General features: G+C 57.1%; 15 protein-coding genes. 8 read left to right on the top strand and 7 right to left on the bottom strand.

The annotated features are described in order from the left end of the window. Positions 1-143: 143 nt before the first annotated feature. Entirely contained in the window at positions 144-590 is a 447-nt protein-coding gene (locus B5F39_RS08080) for an Rrf2 family transcriptional regulator (protein WP_087365769.1), read from the bottom strand. Between the two features lie 142 nt (positions 591-732). Between B5F39_RS08080 and B5F39_RS08075 the strand changes: the two genes are divergently transcribed. After that, the gene (locus tag B5F39_RS08075) at positions 733-1494 is read left to right on the top strand and encodes an EFR1 family ferrodoxin (protein ID WP_087365766.1); all 762 of its coding nucleotides are present in this window, start codon (positions 733-735) and stop codon (positions 1492-1494) included. Positions 1495-1821: 327 nt separating this feature from the next. Here the strand turns inward: B5F39_RS08075 and B5F39_RS14255 are convergent, their stop codons facing one another. Next, complete coding sequence (locus tag B5F39_RS14255) at positions 1822-2283, bottom strand: transglutaminase family protein (RefSeq protein WP_158095989.1); 462 nt, start codon at positions 2281-2283, stop codon at positions 1822-1824. An 8-nt stretch (positions 2284-2291) separates the two neighbouring features. Continuing rightward, complete coding sequence (locus B5F39_RS08065) at positions 2292-3047, bottom strand: GNAT family N-acetyltransferase (protein WP_143330695.1); 756 nt, start codon at positions 3045-3047, stop codon at positions 2292-2294. Positions 3048-3276: 229 nt separating this feature from the next. Here B5F39_RS08065 and B5F39_RS08060 point away from each other — a divergent pair, with 229 nt between their 5' ends. Then, a complete protein-coding gene (locus B5F39_RS08060) occupies positions 3277-3756 on the top strand; it encodes a translation initiation factor (RefSeq protein WP_158095988.1) in 480 nt (159 codons plus the stop codon). A 382-nt stretch (positions 3757-4138) separates the two neighbouring features. Here B5F39_RS08060 and B5F39_RS08055 read toward each other — a convergent pair whose 3' ends face one another. Together B5F39_RS08055 and B5F39_RS08050 are read right to left on the bottom strand one after the other, a co-directional pair. Next, complete coding sequence (locus B5F39_RS08055) at positions 4139-5575, bottom strand: transporter (protein WP_087365756.1); 1437 nt, start codon at positions 5573-5575, stop codon at positions 4139-4141. Positions 5576-6039: 464 nt separating this feature from the next. Then, positions 6040-6825: an FCD domain-containing protein gene (locus tag B5F39_RS08050; RefSeq protein ID WP_087365753.1), complete on the bottom strand. Its 786-nt coding sequence runs from the start codon at positions 6823-6825 to the stop codon at positions 6040-6042. A 532-nt stretch (positions 6826-7357) separates the two neighbouring features. Here B5F39_RS08050 and dapA point away from each other — a divergent pair. From dapA to B5F39_RS08035, 3 genes are all read left to right on the top strand, one after another. After that, positions 7358-8263, top strand: a complete 906-nt coding sequence (dapA, locus tag B5F39_RS08045) for a 4-hydroxy-tetrahydrodipicolinate synthase (RefSeq protein WP_087365749.1) — start codon at positions 7358-7360, stop codon at positions 8261-8263. A 40-nt stretch (positions 8264-8303) separates the two neighbouring features. Beyond that, entirely contained in the window at positions 8304-9818 is a 1515-nt protein-coding gene (locus B5F39_RS08040) for a Na+/H+ antiporter NhaC family protein (protein ID WP_158095987.1), read from the top strand. 106 nt (positions 9819-9924) lie between these two features. After that, complete coding sequence (locus tag B5F39_RS08035; protein WP_087365743.1) at positions 9925-11109, top strand: DUF362 domain-containing protein; 1185 nt, start codon at positions 9925-9927, stop codon at positions 11107-11109. A 262-nt stretch (positions 11110-11371) separates the two neighbouring features. On the opposite strand, the gene B5F39_RS08030 is transcribed toward B5F39_RS08035, so the two are convergent. Continuing rightward, positions 11372-12607: a hypothetical protein gene (locus B5F39_RS08030; RefSeq protein WP_143330693.1), complete on the bottom strand. Its 1236-nt coding sequence runs from the start codon at positions 12605-12607 to the stop codon at positions 11372-11374. A 95-nt stretch (positions 12608-12702) separates the two neighbouring features. Further along, complete coding sequence (locus B5F39_RS08025) at positions 12703-13458, bottom strand: FCD domain-containing protein (protein ID WP_087365737.1); 756 nt, start codon at positions 13456-13458, stop codon at positions 12703-12705. A gap of 385 nt (positions 13459-13843) precedes the next feature. Between B5F39_RS08025 and B5F39_RS08020 the strand changes: the two genes are divergently transcribed. Genes B5F39_RS08020 through B5F39_RS08010 form a run of 3 tightly spaced genes read left to right on the top strand, consistent with a single transcriptional unit; the run spans position 13844 to position 16967 of the window. After that, positions 13844-15346 carry an NAD(P)/FAD-dependent oxidoreductase gene (locus B5F39_RS08020; RefSeq protein ID WP_087365733.1) on the top strand — a complete coding sequence of 501 codons (1503 nt, stop codon included), beginning with the start codon at positions 13844-13846 and terminating at the stop codon, positions 15344-15346. After that, complete coding sequence (locus tag B5F39_RS08015; RefSeq protein WP_087365730.1) at positions 15346-16590, top strand: FAD-dependent oxidoreductase; 1245 nt, start codon at positions 15346-15348, stop codon at positions 16588-16590. The genes B5F39_RS08020 and B5F39_RS08015 overlap by 1 nt, the downstream gene beginning before the upstream one ends. Further along, complete coding sequence (locus tag B5F39_RS08010) at positions 16587-16967, top strand: DUF1667 domain-containing protein (RefSeq protein WP_087365727.1); 381 nt, start codon at positions 16587-16589, stop codon at positions 16965-16967. The genes B5F39_RS08015 and B5F39_RS08010 overlap by 4 nt, the downstream gene beginning before the upstream one ends. Positions 16968-16980 lie beyond the last annotated feature (13 nt).

Raw genomic sequence — 16980 nt, 5'->3', positions numbered from 1 at the left:
GCCCGGAAAGCTCCGCCCGGCGTCCTGCGGCACGCTCCGGCGCGGCGCAATATCCCGAAGCGGCGTCTGCGCGCCGGGCGGCGGCGCAGTCCGAACGAAAGCGCGCCGTTCCGCGCGCTGAGCAGGGCGGGGAGCGCGACCGTCTAGTCCGTCCGTTCCGCGCTCAGGAAGGCCCGGTAGTCTTCCGCAAGGTCTTCCAGCGTGACGCTTTCGAGGCTCCGGCGAAGGTCGTCCCTTATCCTTCCGTACGAACGTTCGAGAACGGAGCGGATATTCCTGCCGACGGGGCAGCGGCGCGACGGAGACGGGTGGACGCCTATGAGCTTCTCGAGGAAATCCGGCTCGACCGCGCGCCAGACGCGGTACAGCGTCACGGCACGCGGCGGCAGAAGCAGCGCCGCCCCGCCGGTTCCCGCCTTCACCGATATCACGCCGTCCTTTTTCAGCGCGCCGAGTATATTCCTGACGGTGACGGCGCTGACGCCGGAGGAGCGCGACAGGAGCGAGCTGGTGACCTTGTGGCTCCCGCCGTATTCGCAGATGAAGACGAGGCAGTGGAGCGCTATAGAACATTTTGTGCTTATGTACATATCATACGCCTTTCTTTCCCACACGCGCAGATTGGTTAAATTATAATGTCGCAGTGTTCGAATGTAAACGTTGACATCGCGGCAAGGCGCAATATAATTAAGCTGTAAAATTAAATTTTACAACGTGTGGAGGGAAATAAAAATGAGAGTCGTAAGTATAGTTTTCAGCCCGACGGGAGGAACGCGGCGCGGCGCGGACATTTTGACGAAGGCGCTCGGCGGCGCGGCGGAGGAGATAGACCTTACCAAGGCCGGCGCGGATTATTTTGCGGCGGGGCTGGGCACGGACGACGTGGCCGTTATAGCCGTCCCGTCGTTCGGCGGACGCGTCCCCGCGGTCGCGGCGGAGCGCCTCGGCGAGATAAAGGGCGGCGGCGCGCGCTGCGTTCTGGTATGCGTCTACGGCAACAGGGCCTACGAGGACACGCTCGCCGAGATGCAGGACATAGCCGAAAAAAGCGGATTCCGCGTAATCGCCGCAGCGGCCGCGATAGCCGAGCATTCGATAGCGCGCCAGTACGGCGCGGGAAGGCCGGACGCGGAGGACAAAAAAGAGCTCGAAGGCTTCGTGCGCAGAATAGCGGAGAAGATAGAAAAAGGCTGCGAATCGGCTCCCGCCGTGCCCGGCAGCCGCCCGTACAAGCCTCTTCCGGCGGCGAAGCTCGTCCCGCAGGCCGGCGAAAAATGCGTGAAATGCGGCCTCTGCGCGCGGAACTGCCCGGTCGGCGCGATAGACTTAAAAGACCCGGCGAACGTAGACGGCGAAAAGTGCATCGGCTGTATGCGCTGCGTCTCGATATGCCCGAAAAAAGCCCGCGACATAGCCCCCGCCATGAGGGAGGCCGTCGCGAACATGCTCAAAGAGCCGTGCGCGTCGAGGAAGGAAAACGAGCTGTTCATCTAGCCCGCGGTTTCCTCCGACGGCGCTCCGCCTGAATCACAAAGCCCCGCGCGTTTCCGTGCGCGGGGTCTTGCGTATAAGCCGCCGCGCCAGTAAATGGGATTTGTCAATCTTCTCGTATTGTACCGTGTTTAGACACAATTTCTACCAGTTTCACTTGATTTTGAGCGGACGTTCAAGCGTCTGTAAACTGTCGCAGCATGCGGACGGCGGCGGAAAACGGCTCGTGCCCGGCGCGGCTTAGCAGAAGCGGCGGCGAAGCGCCGCGCGTCTTTGAATCGGCGCGCGGCGCGGTGTTTTCGGAAATTCAAAAATCGCGTATTTGTTTCCCTATTTCGTGTTATAGGTCACCTTGTAGGAAAATTCTTTCGCGCTCAGGTAGTTCAGCGCCTTGCCGTCCACTTCCGCGTACGGGTACATGAAATAGTTCAGCTCGCCGGCGGCCTGGGCGGGGGCGAAGGCCACGCCGCGCGCTCCGCGCTCGAGTATCACGCGGCTGCCGTCCGCGCCGAGCCAGAAGAAATCTATCCATTTGCCGGCGTCCTTGAGCTCGATATTTTCCGTGAGCATCGCTTTTCGCACGTCGGCGGGGTCGGCCGTCGCCCATCCGCAGCCGGGGACGCAGAACTGCGCCCAGCAGTGATAGCCGCCGCTCATGTCAGCGCCGTCTTTCGTGTCCATGCGGATGCCGCAGACGTCTATCGCGGGAACTCCCGCGGCGCGCAGCAGCGATTCGGAGTTTAAGCGAAGATTCCCTAAAAAGCGGCGAGGCGCTGAAAAACGCCCCGCCACGGAATTTTTTAGATGTCGTCCCCGGCGCAGTAGATCGGCACCTTGTCTATTATCTTGAAGCCGTAGTTGATGTAGAACGGAAGTCCGGCCTCCGTCGCGAGCAGGACGAGCGGCTTTTTCTCCGGCAGAGCCGCGGTCACGCCGTCCATCAGCTTCGCGGCCAGCCCGCGCCTGCGGCGCTCCGGCACGGTGGCGAAGTAGTAGAGGCCGTAAGCGTCGTCCGTCTCGTGGATGAGCGCGGTAGAGACGAAGCGGCCTTCTTCCTCGAGGGCGAAAGCGCGGTTTTTCGGATGTTTCGCGAGATATTTCCCGAAGGGCACGTAAGCTTCGGCGGCCTCTCCGGCCTCGCCCCCGAAGGCGAACCACGCCGCCTCCGCCCAGCGTGCGGAATTTTCGCCGGTTACGCGGACGGCCTCGCGCGCGTCCTTCCCGCGCCCGGCTTCGAGCGGCAGATACATCGAGGTGTATATCCTGCGGCGCTCGATGCCGCGTTCCTCGAGCGCGCGCGCCACGGCCTGCGGCGTCCGCGGCAGCCACGGAGTGACGAACCCCGCGCCGCGCCCGGCGAAGAAGCCGGCGGCTGCCTCTACGTCCTCGCGCCCGGCCCCCTCGGCGAGCAGCGCGTAATTCTCTCCGGCGTGCGGCTGTCCGCTAGCCGCGGCGAGAGACGGCGCGGTCAGGCGCAGTATACCGCCGCCCGGCGCTCCGCCCAGCATCTCGGCGAAAGAAAAGAAATTTTTGTCGAAAATTCCGGCAAAATCCATTGAATATCTCCCCTTAAATATATTGTCCGAACAGGCCGCGCCTCCTTCCGAAGCCGCGCGGCCCGGCACCGTCGTACCGCCGCCAGAAAGAGTTCCGCGTATGCGCGCGTTTTGCTGGGAACATCATGAAACGCCTCTTTCCAGGTAAGTTTATTATAATATTTACGTCGCCAGCGTGAACGCTTTTTTATAAAAATACAGGCAATTTATGAAAGAAGAGTGTAAAAAAATGAAGAACAAAGAGAGAAAAAATAAAAAAATGACTGAGGGCGAGGGCTTCACGCTCGCAAGCGGCTCTCCGCTCGGCCTCTCGATAGGCGCTCTGCTCGGAGTTTCCGGCAAAACAGCGGAAAGCGCGCCGGACGAAGCGCAAGCCGAGGCGTCAGCCTCCGCGCCCCGGACTCCGCCTTCCGCCGCGGAGAAATCCCCACACACCCAAACGACGCCCGGCGGGCCGGAGCGGCCGAAAATTTCCAAAGTCGCGCTCCAGCGCCAGCGCGCGGGACGCGGAGGAAAAACCGTGACGCTCGTCATACTTCCGCAGGACTACAGAGGCGACAGGGCCGCCCTCGCTAAAGAGCTGCGCAAAGCCCTCGGCTGCGGCTCGGCCATAGAAGACGGGAAAATCGTCCTTCAGGGCGACATAGCAGACCGTGCCGAAGCGTGGTTCGCCAAAAAGGGCGTCTCGAAGATCACTAAAAGCGCTTGAAAAAGAGAAAAATAGCTTTAATTTATACTGACTAATATAAACGGCGCCAAGGCCGGCATTTCGTAACAGCGAGCGCGGCGCCGGCGGCGCGCTTCGCGGCTGCGCAGCGCCGTTAAGACGAAGCCGCGGATTTCGCAATTTCGCGCCGCGCCGGGCGGAGCGCACAGCCGGTCGCGCATGGAGAAGATTTTTTGATATTTTCGGCTTGCGGCGGCGCTACGTCGGACGCCTAAACGACGGACAGCGTCGTTCAGGCAACACTCAGGAATCTTCGCGGACGCTGTAAACGGTGCGGACAAAGAAGTATAAAAAAGAGCCGGAGCGGAACAGTGAAGATTCCGCCCCCGGCTCCGCCGCTTTCCGTGTAGTCGAACTCGTTCTCCTACGCCTTCACCGCCGCGGGGGCTGCGGCGCGCTTCGCGCAGAGGGCGAAGACGGCCACCGAGGCGATGACGCCCGGGATTATCGGGTGCAGCGCGCCGAGCATTCCCGGAGCGCTGAGGCCCGTCGCCGCGGCCGACGTCGGAGCGTAGGCGAGAAGGTACCAGCCTATCGCGCCGGCGAAGCCGCCTACAGAACTCGCTATGACTCCGGCAGCGCCGGTCCTCGGGCCGAAGGCGAGCAGCGCAAGGTAGGGAACCATTATCGCGCAGGCTATGAGAGTCCAGCTCGTAGTGTGGATCATCGCGATTATCGCGCCGCTCTTGAGCGTGAAGTAGCCGCTCGCCGCCGTGCAGAGAAGCACCGTCAGCCGCCACGACCAGCCCTTCAACTCGCGTTTGAACACGTCGCGCCCGAGGCTGCCGCTCGCGATGTGGAGCAGCGCCGAGGCCGTCGAAAGCGCCGCGGAGACGATGGCGAGGGCGAACATCTGCTGGCCGAAGGCCGGAAGCAGGCGGTTGACGAGAGTCGGGAGGACTATGTCGGGGTTCGTGATGCCGTCTCCGAGCATGACGCGCGAGACAGCGCTCGCGAAGTACGCTCCGCCGACGACGACCGACAGCGCGAGCACCGCGAGAGGCGCGGCGCGCCTCGTCTCGTCCACGCTGCGCAGCGCGAAGTGGCGCTGGATGAGCTGCGGCTGCGCCCAGATGCCTATCGAAGTCACCACGGCGAGGAAAATGACGTTAAGGCCGCCGGCCCCCTCGGAAAGCGCCGTAAAGCCCCTGTTCGCGCCCTCCGTAGGCGGCAGCGCCGCGAGCTTCGCGAGCCCTTCCACCGGGCCGCCGACCTCGCGCATCACCGCAACGAGCAGCGCGCCGACGCCGACTATCATCACGAGCCCCTGAAAAGCCTCGGTGTAGAGAACGCCGCGCAGCCCGCCGAAAATAACCGAAAGGCCGACTATCGCGACGAGGACGACCAGCGCCGTCTCCATCGAGACCGGCAGGACGCCCGCGACCATGAAGGCCGCGCCCTTGAAGACCGCAGAGCCGTAGACGACGAGCAGCACGGCCGAGATCGCGCCGATGAAAGTCTGGAGCGCCGGAGCGTTGTAGGCCTTCGCGAGAAGCTCCGCCGGCGTGCGCGCGTTCAGCTTGCGCTGCCACAGCCGCGTCGGCCACGCGAGGAACCTGTAGACGAACCACGCAGCGAACCAGACGTTGCCCGCAGCGACGAGCAGCATCTGCAGGCCGTACATATAGCAGAGCCCGCCGAAGCCGACCAGCGCGACCGCGGAAATATAAGTCGCGACATAGGCGAGGGCCTGCACGACGACTCCGACGCGACCGGGAAGCAGCGCGTCGTGGCTGCTTGAGTACTTCGCGATAAAGACGAGAAGAACGGCGTAGGCCGCCCAAAGTGCGAGAAAAGCCATTACCTCACCGCCCTCCTTACGATCGAAGCGACGGACCAGACCGTGCTCCAGACGAGCGACGCCCCTGCGCACAACACCCACAAATCCATTCCAAACATACAGCATTCTCCTTTCATAACTTTGCCAGAGTTTTATTTTCCACGCGGCGCAAAAAAAGACCGCCTGCCCCGGAGGGCGGCGGTCCTTTGAAGCTGCTCGCAAGTATTGCTCTATGCGCTCTTTACTTCGAAGAAAACACCGGAAGCCCCGAGGCGTGACGCGCGGGGATAAGCGTAAGAGTAATAAAAATAGCGCTCAAACTCAAAAACTCTCATCGCCCAGGCCTCCTTTTCCTTCGAAAATCTTTATCACTTTTTGTAACTAAAGCGGATAATACTACGAGCCGCGCGCGCTGTCAAGCGCCGGATTTTGCGAAACCAGCGCGAAAATTAAACCGGCCATGTGCAAAATGCATGCAGCGGCGCTTATTCGCTTTCTGTCTCCTTTACGCCGTCGCGGCGGAAAAGGCCGATAAACCCCTGGGAAAACAAATCGGCCGCCGGCGCAATCTGTCCGAGTTTTACGAAAGCGGCGATAGTGTTTTTCAAGTGCGCCTCCGCTGCGAGCTCGGCGCCTCTGACGTCGCGCGCCTCGATCAATCTGTAAAGCTCCGCGTGCTCCCTATAAGAGATAGAGCGTCCGCCAGCGTCCTTCGGGTCGGTGTTTATCCTCATCACGGACACCCCCTGCTCCATAACGGCGCATACGCTCTCATATATGCGCGACATATAAGCGTTCTTCGTAGCTTCTACTATGATTATATGAAACGCCGTGTTCCAGTACGCGCCCTCCCTGTTTGCAGTCTCCGACTCTTCGCTGGAGAGCTCTTTCATTTTTTCTAGACACTCGCGCATTTTCGTCAACGCTTTCTCGCTGCGCCGCGCCGCGGCTATGCCGGCCGCCGGCGGCTCAATTATCTGGCGCACTTCCATCGCGCGCGAAAGTGTGTCAGCCGGCCAGCTCCTGACCGCCTGAAGCATTTTCTGCGCGTCGCTTTCTTCCGCGGAAGAAAGAAAAAACCCCTGACGGTCCCTGATATCGAGAACCCCCATGGCTTCAAGCGCTATTAGCCCCTCGCGCAGCACCGGCCTCGTTTCGCCGAGAATCTCAGCCAGCTTTCGCTCCGGCATGAGTTTGTCGCCGGTGACAATTTCACCGCTCTGAATCTTTTCAAGTAGTTTTTCAATCAACTGTTTTCGCTTTTTGTTCATTCCGAAGATCTCCGTTTGGTTGACTGTAAAATCGGCATGTTGCACCCTTAATACTGTAGCATACTTATATGTATATTTCATAAAAAATATAACCGATAATTAAAATTGATCTATAATTTAGTATTTTATATTTACTTTATGTTAGGTTTTATACGAATACCTAAGATATATATATCGTTAAAAATACTTATATGTACAAGAGAACAGCAATTGACGGATTAGAAAACAAAACGTTATAATAACAGAGTGAAAAATTGATTATTCATGGTAGACCAAAAAATATTCAAAGCGGTGTTTTTATAAGACATCGTAAGGTGTCTTATTGTTAAAATTTTTGCCTTATGTATTAAAAAGTGCCGCCGCACGTTACGCAGAAATTTATAATGCGGTTTATGCGCTACGCCGAACACGTTTCGATGGAATTTTCGGCGTATGTAAAGATTTTTATAGAAAGGAGGCGCGCATAAAAGCTTCTGTGATGACCCCTGTCATCTACGGTTAAAGCTTGCAACAAAATTACGGAGGTGCAGATATGAAATTTATGTTCAACGGCAAACCGTTCTCCGGCGTTATTTCGGCGGTCGTCACTCCGTTCGACGGAAACAACACGGTAGACGAAGCGAAAATGAAATCGCTGGTGGATTGGCAGATTGAGAGCGGAATCAGCGGGATACTCGTCCTGGGCGGCAGCGGTGAATACGTTTCGCTCACGATGAATGAGCGCGTCCGCGCCGTCAGGGCGGCTGCCGGCGCCGCGGCAGGCCGAGTGCCTGTAGTCGCTGGGGTGCTTGAGCCTGGAATAGGCGATTCAGTGGAAGCGGCGAACTTATTCCGCGAGGCGGGCGCTGACGTCCCGCTCGTACTCACGCCCTATTACGTAACGCCCTCGCAGGACGGAATTTATGATTTCTTCAAAAAGTTCGACGAAGGTTTTAACAGTCCTTTTTTAGTTTATAACATCCCATATAAGAACCACACCGACATAAAACCGTCAACCTTCGCCCGTCTCGCCGGGGACGTTCCGAACTGCTGCGGCATCAAGGAATGTTCTCCGGCTTTCGCCAGCTGCGTCGAACTCGTCCACAGCGTAGGAAACGTATGTACGGTCATGAGCGGCGAAGACTTGATGATGTGCGGGCACGTTCTGTTCGGCGCGGAAGCGGCGGTCATAGCTTCGGCCAACCTGATACCGGCGGCCTGGGTCAAGGCGTTTGAAGACGCGAAGGCGAAGAATGTCGAGGCTGTCGCCGCTTTCCAGAAGAAATATTATCCTCTTTTCAACTTGCTGTTCGCTGAAACAAATCCGGCACCGATGAAGTACGCGATGAGGAAAATCGGCGTCGACGCAGGCGAAGTAAGCACGCCTCTAAAGCCCTGCTCGGCGGGGCTGCGCTCCGAACTGGACAAAATAATCGGCGCGCTCGGCGTCAGGAAATAATTTCTGCATACAATCAATCACACAAGAGGAGATGAAATTTATGGGTAAAGCAGCCAAAGCAAAACGGATCCCGTCGTACGGGGAAGCCTATTTCTGCGTCGTTCTTGTTTTCGGCATAGTCATCGGAGCCATGGTTCTCGGCATACCGGTGCAGGCTACGATGCTTTTCGCCGCCATCATTGCGGCGGCTTTCGCTTACAACCTCGGTTATACGTGGGTTGAGCTGGAGAAAGCCATCTCGGCGAAGCTGGGACATCTGGCTCCGACGGTCTGCATTCTCTGGCTGATCGGCCTTTATCTCGGCGCGAATATGTTCAGCGGCACGCTTCCTCTGCTGGTAAAATACGGCTTTGAAATTATCAGCCCGAAATTCTTATATGTCAGCGCTCTGCTGGTCTGCTCCGCGCTTTCCGTGCTGACCGGATCTTCCTGGACCTCCGTCGCCACGGGCGGCATCGCCTGCATGACGATAGGCCGCATACTTGAGTGCAACGACGCGATCATGGCTGCGGCGATAATCTCCGGAGCGATCTTCGGAGATAAGATTTCCCCGATGTCCGAAACGACAAACCTCGCCCCAGCCTGCGTCGGAAACGACCTGTGGAGCCACGTCTACTCGCAGCTGTACACGACGATGCCGGCGTGGCTGATCGCAATCATCTTTTATACGGTCCTCGGCCTTCATTCCGGCGGCCTCGCCGAAGCCCCGGATTCCGCCGTCGCCGTAATCGCTCAGCTTGACGAAATATACAACCTGACCCCGGTGCTCCTCCTTCCGGTCGTCGTACTGCTCGTGCTGGCCGTGATGCAGAAGCCGCCGATCCCTTCGCTTATTATATCCAGCGCCCTCGCCGTTATCTGCGGAGTCGTCTTCCAGGGGCCCGCGTTTACGATGAAGGTCGGCACGATCGCCGCGATAAGCGGCTTCAAAGTTACGACCGTCGCCCCGCAGGGAATGGACATATTATATGAAGTCTCATATCTGCTCAACCGCGGAGGCATGATCTCGATGGCGAACACGGTCATGATCTGCTACACCGGCTTCTCTCTCACCGCAATCATGATTCGCTGCGGCATACTAGACAAGGCAGTCGAGCCGCTCATGAATTTCGCCAACACGCGCGTCAAAGCAGTCTTCACCGCTGAAATAGCAATATTCGTCGTTCACGCAGTCGCGGGCATTTCCTACCTCAGCTCAGTCTTCGTCGGCGCGGCATGGAAAAAGTGCTACGTTAAGAACAAGCTCGGCCTTCCCGCCCTTTCACGTACTCTTGAAGATGTCGGAACGACGGTCTCCTGCCTCTTCCCGTGGGGACAGTCCGGAGCCTTCTACATGGCTACTCTCGGCGTATCGATCTACGGAGCCGGCGGCTATTTCAAGTATCTGACCCTCAGCTATATGTGCCCGGTCATCGCGCTCCTGCTGGCGGCGTTCAACATCGGCATGTTCAACCTCTCCGACGAGGAGCAGGCGAAACTTATGGCCGAGATAGAATCGGAAGAAGGAAGCGTCGAATCTATGGCGGAACTTGAAGCCGAGGGCAAAGCCGGCTAAGTTCTGAAATTCGCGCGCGGCCGGCCGCGCGGCAATGTTTGTCAAAAAGAGGGGAAAGGCCGGCCTTTCTCCTCAATATGCTTATCTCGTAAAAAGAGGTTTGAATATGATACGGATACGTCAGAAATTTGATTCCCGCAGGATAGAGGACATTCGCTCCGTCGTCCGCGGACAGTTCGAGCGCCAGGAAATCGGCCGGTTCGTGCATTCTGGAGACCGCGTCGCGGTAGGGTGCGGCAGCCGCGGGATACGCAATTTGGCCGAAATCGTAAAAACCGCGGCAGACTGCCTGACGGAGCGCGGCGCGAAGCCATTCATCGTCCCCGCTATGGGAAGCCACGGCGGCGCGACGCCGGAAGGACAGCGCGAAACTCTCGCATCGTACGGTATAACGGAAGAAGCCATAGGGATTCCCATAGACGATTCCATGGAAACGGAGCTTCTCGGAGAAAGCGAAACCGGCATTCCCGTCTATTTTTCAAAAGCCGCGCTCGAAGCCGACTGGGTGCTCCCCGTCAACCGCGTCAAGCTGCATACTGACTTTTCCGGCCCTATAGAGAGCGGACTTGTGAAGATGATGTGCGTCGGCTTCGGCAAGGCGAAAGGGGCCAACACGCTGCACATGTACGGCACGGCGGACTTCGCCCGCATTATTCCAGAGGCGGGGCGAAAAGTCCTTTCCTGCGTGGATATGCGCTTCGGCCTCGCGATAGTCGAAAACGCTTACGACGATACGGCCCTGATCGAAGCCGTGCCGGGCGGCGAACTTTTTTCGCGCGAGCCTGAACTGCTTAAAGAATCAAAACGGCTCTTCCCTCGCATCCCGTTTGAAACCGTCGACGTGCTGATAGTTGAAAATTTCGGAAAAGACATAAGCGGCGCCGGAATGGACCCGAATATAACTGGGCGCAGCAGCGCAGGCCCAATGAAAAACTTTACAGGGCCGAAGATACAGCGCATAGTAGTCTGCGATTTGACCGAAGCCAGCCACGGCAACGGAATCGCGGTCAACACCGCCGATTTCATCACGCGCCGTTTTTTTGAAAAACTGGATCTCAAGGCGATGTACGCCAACGGCTTTGCCTGCTGCAACCCGACGGCCTGCCAAATACCTGTGATAATGGAAACCGAGGAAGAGGCCGTGGAAGCGGCTGTGAAAACGTGCCGTTTCATAGACATGGAACGCCCGCGCATCGTCCGCCTTCGCAGCACCCTCGCACTGGACGAATTTGAAATCAGCGAGGCGCTTCTGGACGAGGCGAAGGCGCAGCCGAATATAGAGATCTTATAGAAGTCCGCGCTTGACGCGGAATCCAGTGTCCCTAAATTCCAATACATTACGGTATTTAAAGACGCTGGATGCCGCGTCGGAGCGCGGCATGACGAGATATGATGTGTTTCGTTTATATGATTGACTATACAATATAGTTTTGCCGCATGCGCGCGGGATAATTGAACACGCCGCGGCGCGTCCGTTTTGAAACTGACTGACACGCCGTCCGGTAAAAAACGGCGCGGAGCCGCCGCGCCCCGCGCCGTTTTATGCCGTGCGGCTAATCCAAATCGGCCAGATTGTCTTCGCCGTCGAATTTCATTTCCGACGGGCCTTCGAGTATTTCAAGGCTGGCGTTCGCGCTTATTTCCGGCAGATAATTCTCCGACGCCCATATATGGTCGAGTTCGAGCGTGTTGTGTATTCTGACGATGCGGACGTCCTTTATATCTGCCTTGCCGCACGCGGACGCGGCGGCGTAAATAGTGTCGAGGTCATTGTTCATGACCATCGGGATCTTTGCCATACACAGAGGAGACGAAAGGCTGTTCGTATACGTCGCGCCGAGATCCAGCTCTTGCGCGAACTTCCTGCAAATGAAATCCGCTATGCCGAGCCCCGCGGCGTTGCCGTGGCTCATCTCCGTGAGGCGCAGAACGGCGATTTTGTTCGGATGCGGATAACCTGGGGCCTTCATCTCAGGCGCGAAGAGGAAACGGCCCGTAATGTTCGGATCCATGCCCGCCCCACTGATCTCCTTCCCGTACTGATCGACGACCAGAGTGTCTATGTCTTCGAATGCTATCCTTGGCATCGCAGCCGCCGCCTCTTTCAGCAGATCGCGCTCACGCGTCAAAATATCCTGCGGCGTCACCGCCTCGACGCGCTTCGTCTGATGATATGCATTGTCTATCATCGCCATTGCGAAAAGTACGTTCGTCTTTTCGATAAAAATTTTCGCCGAGCTCTGAAGACGTTCGCTCATCCCTTTCAATCCGCCGGTTTTATGGAAAGAGACGGCCCCACGGTGCTTGCCGAGGCCGACTATCATCATCTTGCACAAGCCGCTCTCTATCGGGCCGCGGAAATCCGTATGCGGCTTCACGCGTCCGCATACGACGATGTAATCCGCGCCGTAAGCGTTGGCGTCGCAGTTGATCTCTACGCCTTCCGGGGAATATCCCAGGACGGCAGTATCCATAGTCGCGAGAATCGGCATCTCCAGCGTCTCCTCAGTCATACCAAGCGATGCCAGCGTCTCCTTCTGGCCTTCCGCCGTACCTCCGCCGTGGCTTCCCATCGCTGGAACCACGAAGGGCTCTGCACCCCTGGCCCGCAGCTCGCGTCCTATCGCGCGGCAGCATTCCATAAAATTCGGAATACCGCGGCTGCCGGCCGTGACTGCTACGCGCTTCCCATTCAAATCGGGCAGAGACAGCCTGCCCATCTCTTCTCGTACGGCTCCGTCGATGTCGGTTATATGGCCGTCAGGGAATTTCTGCCTTATTTTTATCATTCTTGGAAATCCGCTGAAATTCGTCTTTATCAGCTTGTACGGGACAGGACGGTCAAAAAACATTGCATTCAACCCTTTCTTTAATATCTCGCTGGCTATCTGGAGCGGCCTGCAAATTTTTGTTCAAAAAGATTCGACGACGGCACGATGCGCCCGATTTGTATGAGCGCGTTTATCGTGTGCTGCAAATGCTGTTCCGAGCACAGCCCGGCGCCGTAGACGTCTTTATCTCTGATCCTGTTGTATATCTCCACATGTTCGCGATACGCCACGAAGCGCCCGCCTTCCGCCGACGGCGGCGTATTGATGCGCATCATCGACATTCCCTGCTCTATCGCTGTGATGACACTTTCATAAATGCGCGACAGATATGCGTTGTCGGTGGCGTCTATGATTATGGTATGGAGCGCGGTGTTCCAGTAAGCGCCTTTATCAGCGGCTTCCTGCCCCTCCTGTTCCGACAGCTCCTCCATGTGCTGCAGACAGGCGCGCATTTTTTCAAGATCCTTTTCGCTGCGCCGGTACGCCGCTATTCCGGTGGCGATGGGTTCGATTATCTGGCGCACCTCCATAGCCCGCGAGAGAATATCAGCCGGCCATCCATGTACCTTCTGAAGCATCGTTCTCGCTTTGTTTTCCTCGTGCGAAGAAAGAAAAATGCCTTGCCTGTCCCTTATGTCTACTACTCCCATAGCGTCCAGCGCTATAAGCCCTTCGCGAAGAACCGGCCGCGTCTCGCCTATCACCTCCGCGAGCTGTCTTTCGGGAAGCAGTTTGTTCTTGTTGACGACGTTCCCGTTTTGTATCTCTCTCAGTAATTTCTCAATGACCTGCTTACGCTTTTCATTCACTAAGAATTACCCCCAACTGTTTGATTTTTTATTATATTCTGACCATGCGCTTATACTTTACCACATAAAAACACTTACGAAGGCCGACGGCGTCTGAATTTTGCAGCTTCATCCAACCGACAATGGAATACTGAAATTCACCTACCACAGCGTGATATTCCCAAACACCGTAAAAATATGCCTTCAAAAAGAGTATTGAGTTTACATACATAGAGCGACATTAAATAATTGCTTAATTATCACATATTCATAAACTATAAAAAAATTCTTTTGGTCGATCAAGGCATACCTTGCGTTTCTTTTCAAAGGGCATTATAATACCAGCTAACGAATTTTTCTAGTATGCCATGGTAGACCAGCAACGATTTTTTAGGAGGATGTTGTCGTGAAACAATCGTTCAACGTCATTATCATCGGAGGCGGCGTAGTGGGTAACGCGATCGCACGTGAGCTTTCCCGCTTTCAGATGACGGTGGCGGTCTTAGAAAAAGAGCCCGACGTCGGCATGGAAACCAGCTGCCGCAACAGCGGGGTTCTGCACTCCGGGATTCATTACAAGGCAGGTACCCTGCGCGCTAAATTGGCGGTTAAGGGCAATTCTATGATGGACAAACTCTGTGCAGAGCTGAAAGTAAAAATTAAGAGGATAGGCAAGCTGACCACCGCCCTTGACGAAGACGAACTGCCTGGAATCAAGCGGCTGATGGATCAGGGGACGGCAAACGGGGTTCCAGGGCTTGAGGTGCTCGACAACGCGGCCATGAGGAAAATCCAGCCCGGCGTCGAAGGGATAGCCGCCGTATGGAGCCCGACGAGCGCGATAATTTCTCCTTACGGCCTTACGATAGCGCTCGCGGAGAACGCCCACGCGAACGGCGTGAAATATTTCCTCAGACATAAAGTTTCGTCGATAACGAAAGAGGCCGACGGAAGTTTCACCGTAATGACCGAAAACGGCGCGTCGTTCTCGGCGCAGGTCGTCGTCAACGCCTCCGGGCTTTCCAGCGGAATAATAAGCGGAATGGCTGGCGTGAATGAAGGCAACCACGGCGACAGCCTCAAGATATGGCCCTGCCGCGGCGAATACTACGTGCTTGACAAACGGCTCGACGGGACAATAAAGACCCTCATCTATCCCGTTCCCGGGGCAAAGGACGCCGGGCTCGGCATACACCTCACACCGACCGTGGACGGGAACATACTCATCGGGCCGAGCGCCAACTACATCCCCGTCGAGACCCCCGAAGATTATAAAGTCACAGCCCCTGTGCTCGAAGATCTCAGAAGAGAAGGGCAGAAGCTGCTGCCGGAGCTTAAGATGAGCGACTTCATCCGCAACTTTGCGGGCAACCGTCCGAAGCGCACGCCGCCGGAGGAAGGCGGCAACGGCGATTTCATCATAGAAGAGGCGGACGGACTGCCCGGCTTCGTAAACATCGTCGGCATCGAGAGCCCAGGGCTGACGAGCGCCCCCGCCATAGCGGAGATGGTGCGCGACATCGCAGCGAGGCATTTCGACCTTGTGGAGAAAAAAAATTTCGTCGCGGAACGTCCGGGATTCGCCGGCCATTTCTGCGACCTCCCAAAAGAAGAACAGGAGCGTCTCGTCAAAGAAAATCCCGAATACGGCGAGATAATCTGCCGCTGTGAAAAAATCACGAAGAAAGAGATACGCGACGCGATAGAGAACCCGCTCGGCGCGCGCAGCCTGGTCAGCATCAAATACCGCGCGAGAAACGGAATGGGACGCTGCCAAGCCGGTTTCTGCACCCCGAGGATAGTCCGTATGCTGCGCGACGAATACGGTTTCAAGCCGGACGATTATATTTTCAGAGAAGCCGGCTCCAATCTCTTTACCGGCAACGTAAGGGAAGGAGCGGATAAGTAATGATACGCGAAAAACACGACCTCGTCATCATCGGAGGCGGCCCGGCCGGACTCGCCGCCGCCGTCGCGGCCAAAGAGGCCGGATGCAGCGACATCGTCCTCGTCGAAAGAGACAGGATACTCGGCGGTATCCTGAACCAGTGCATACACGACGGCTTCGGGCTTCACGCCTTCAAAGAAGCGCTCTCCGGCCCGGAGTACGCCGACCGTTTTATCAAAAAAGTGCGCGAACTTCAGATTCCAGTGATGGAAAAGACGATAGTACTCGACCTTTCCAAAGACAAGGTGCTCCGCGTCAGCCGCGAAGGGGAGATAAAAGAGATAGAGGCTAAGGCCGTCGTACTAGCGATGGGCTGCCGCGAACGCACGCGCGGCGCGCTCTCGATTCCGGGACACCGCCCCGCGGGAGTCTACACGGCGGGAACCGTACAGAACCTCGTCAACCTTGAGAACATCATGCCCGGCAAGCACGTCGTCATACTCGGATCGGGCGACATCGGCCTCATCATGGCGCGCAGAATGACGCTCGAAGGCGCGAAAGTCGAAGCCGTCTTCGAAGTTCTGCCGTACTCCAGCGGCCTCCAGCGCAACATCCGCCAGTGCCTCGACGACTACGGCATTCCGCTCTACCTGTCGATGACCGTCGTAGACATCTACGGCCCCAAAGGGCGCGTCGAAGGCGTAACCGTAGCCAAGGTGGACGAAAAGCGCCGCCCCATAGCCGGTACCGAGCGCTTCGTACCATGCGACACTCTGCTGCTCTCCGTCGGCCTCATCCCAGAAAACGAGCTGACGCGCGAGGCAGAAGTAGCGATCGACAACATTACGCAGGGCGCCGACGTAGACGACAGCTGCATGACGAAAATCCCCGGCGTCTTTGCCTGCGGCAACGTACTGCACGTCCACGACCTCGTCGACTTCGTGTCTATGGAGGCGGAGCGCGCGGGCAGAAACGCGGCCCGTTACGTCGCCGGGGAGCTTTCCGAAGACGGCGCTGAAATCGCAGTCAGGCCGGGAGAGGGCGTGCGCTACGTCGTGCCGCAGAGGATAAAGCACGGCGACAACGTATCACTCGCCTTCCGAGTGACGGCTCCCTCGCGCGACAAGGTCATTGAAGTGCGCGACGGCGACCGCGTGCTGAAAACGAGAAAAGAGACGCGGCTCCATCCCGCCGAGATGGTGTGGGTCGACATGGGGAAGATGGACATAAGCGGCATCAGCTCACTGGAGGTGCGCGTAAGATGATCGAAAAAGAATTTATCTGCGTCGTATGCCCTAACGGCTGTTCCATAAAGACACAGTACGAAGAGGGCAACCCGCCGAAACTAATATCCGCAGAGGGTATGCGCTGCCCGCGCGGCAAAACATGGATCCAGCAGGAAATCGAGAACCCGATGCGCACCTTCTCCACCAGCGTCCTCGTTGACGGCGGAGATTTTCTTGAAGCGAGCGTGCGCCTAACAAAGCCCGTGCCGCTCGCGAAAGTGTTCGACATAATGGCCGAAATAAAAAAAATCAAACTCCAGGCCCCGCTCTCAATAGGAGACGTCGTAATGAAGAATCCCGCCGGGACGGAGACTGAAGTCATAGTTACAAGAAACGTGCCGTTAAAGGCGAAATAAACAAAGGAGGACC

The organism is Cloacibacillus sp. An23, assembly GCF_002159945.1.
Classification (GTDB): Bacteria; Synergistota; Synergistia; order Synergistales; family Synergistaceae; genus Caccocola.
Note: the sequence above shows the minus strand (reverse complement) of the source record. Positions and strands in the feature narration are given on the sequence as shown.

Bases quoted from the DNA above. Each gene is read 5' to 3' on its own strand.
- B5F39_RS08080 (WP_087365769.1), bottom strand. From the start codon at position 590: ATGTACATAAGCACAAAATGTTCTATAGCGCTCCACTGCCTCGTCTTC.
- B5F39_RS08075 (WP_087365766.1), top strand. From the start codon at position 733: ATGAGAGTCGTAAGTATAGTTTTCAGCCCGACGGGAGGAACGCGGCGC.
- B5F39_RS08065 (WP_143330695.1), bottom strand. From the start codon at position 3,047: ATGGATTTTGCCGGAATTTTCGACAAAAATTTCTTTTCTTTCGCCGAG.
- B5F39_RS08060 (WP_158095988.1), top strand. From the start codon at position 3,277: ATGAAGAACAAAGAGAGAAAAAATAAAAAAATGACTGAGGGCGAGGGC.
- B5F39_RS08055 (WP_087365756.1), bottom strand. From the start codon at position 5,575: ATGGCTTTTCTCGCACTTTGGGCGGCCTACGCCGTTCTTCTCGTCTTT.
- B5F39_RS08050 (WP_087365753.1), bottom strand. From the start codon at position 6,825: ATGAACAAAAAGCGAAAACAGTTGATTGAAAAACTACTTGAAAAGATT.
- dapA (WP_087365749.1), top strand. From the start codon at position 7,358: ATGAAATTTATGTTCAACGGCAAACCGTTCTCCGGCGTTATTTCGGCG.
- B5F39_RS08040 (WP_158095987.1), top strand. From the start codon at position 8,304: ATGGGTAAAGCAGCCAAAGCAAAACGGATCCCGTCGTACGGGGAAGCC.
- B5F39_RS08035 (WP_087365743.1), top strand. From the start codon at position 9,925: ATGATACGGATACGTCAGAAATTTGATTCCCGCAGGATAGAGGACATT.
- B5F39_RS08030 (WP_143330693.1), bottom strand. From the start codon at position 12,607: ATGATAAAAATAAGGCAGAAATTCCCTGACGGCCATATAACCGACATC.
- B5F39_RS08015 (WP_087365730.1), top strand. From the start codon at position 15,346: ATGATACGCGAAAAACACGACCTCGTCATCATCGGAGGCGGCCCGGCC.
- B5F39_RS08010 (WP_087365727.1), top strand. From the start codon at position 16,587: ATGATCGAAAAAGAATTTATCTGCGTCGTATGCCCTAACGGCTGTTCC.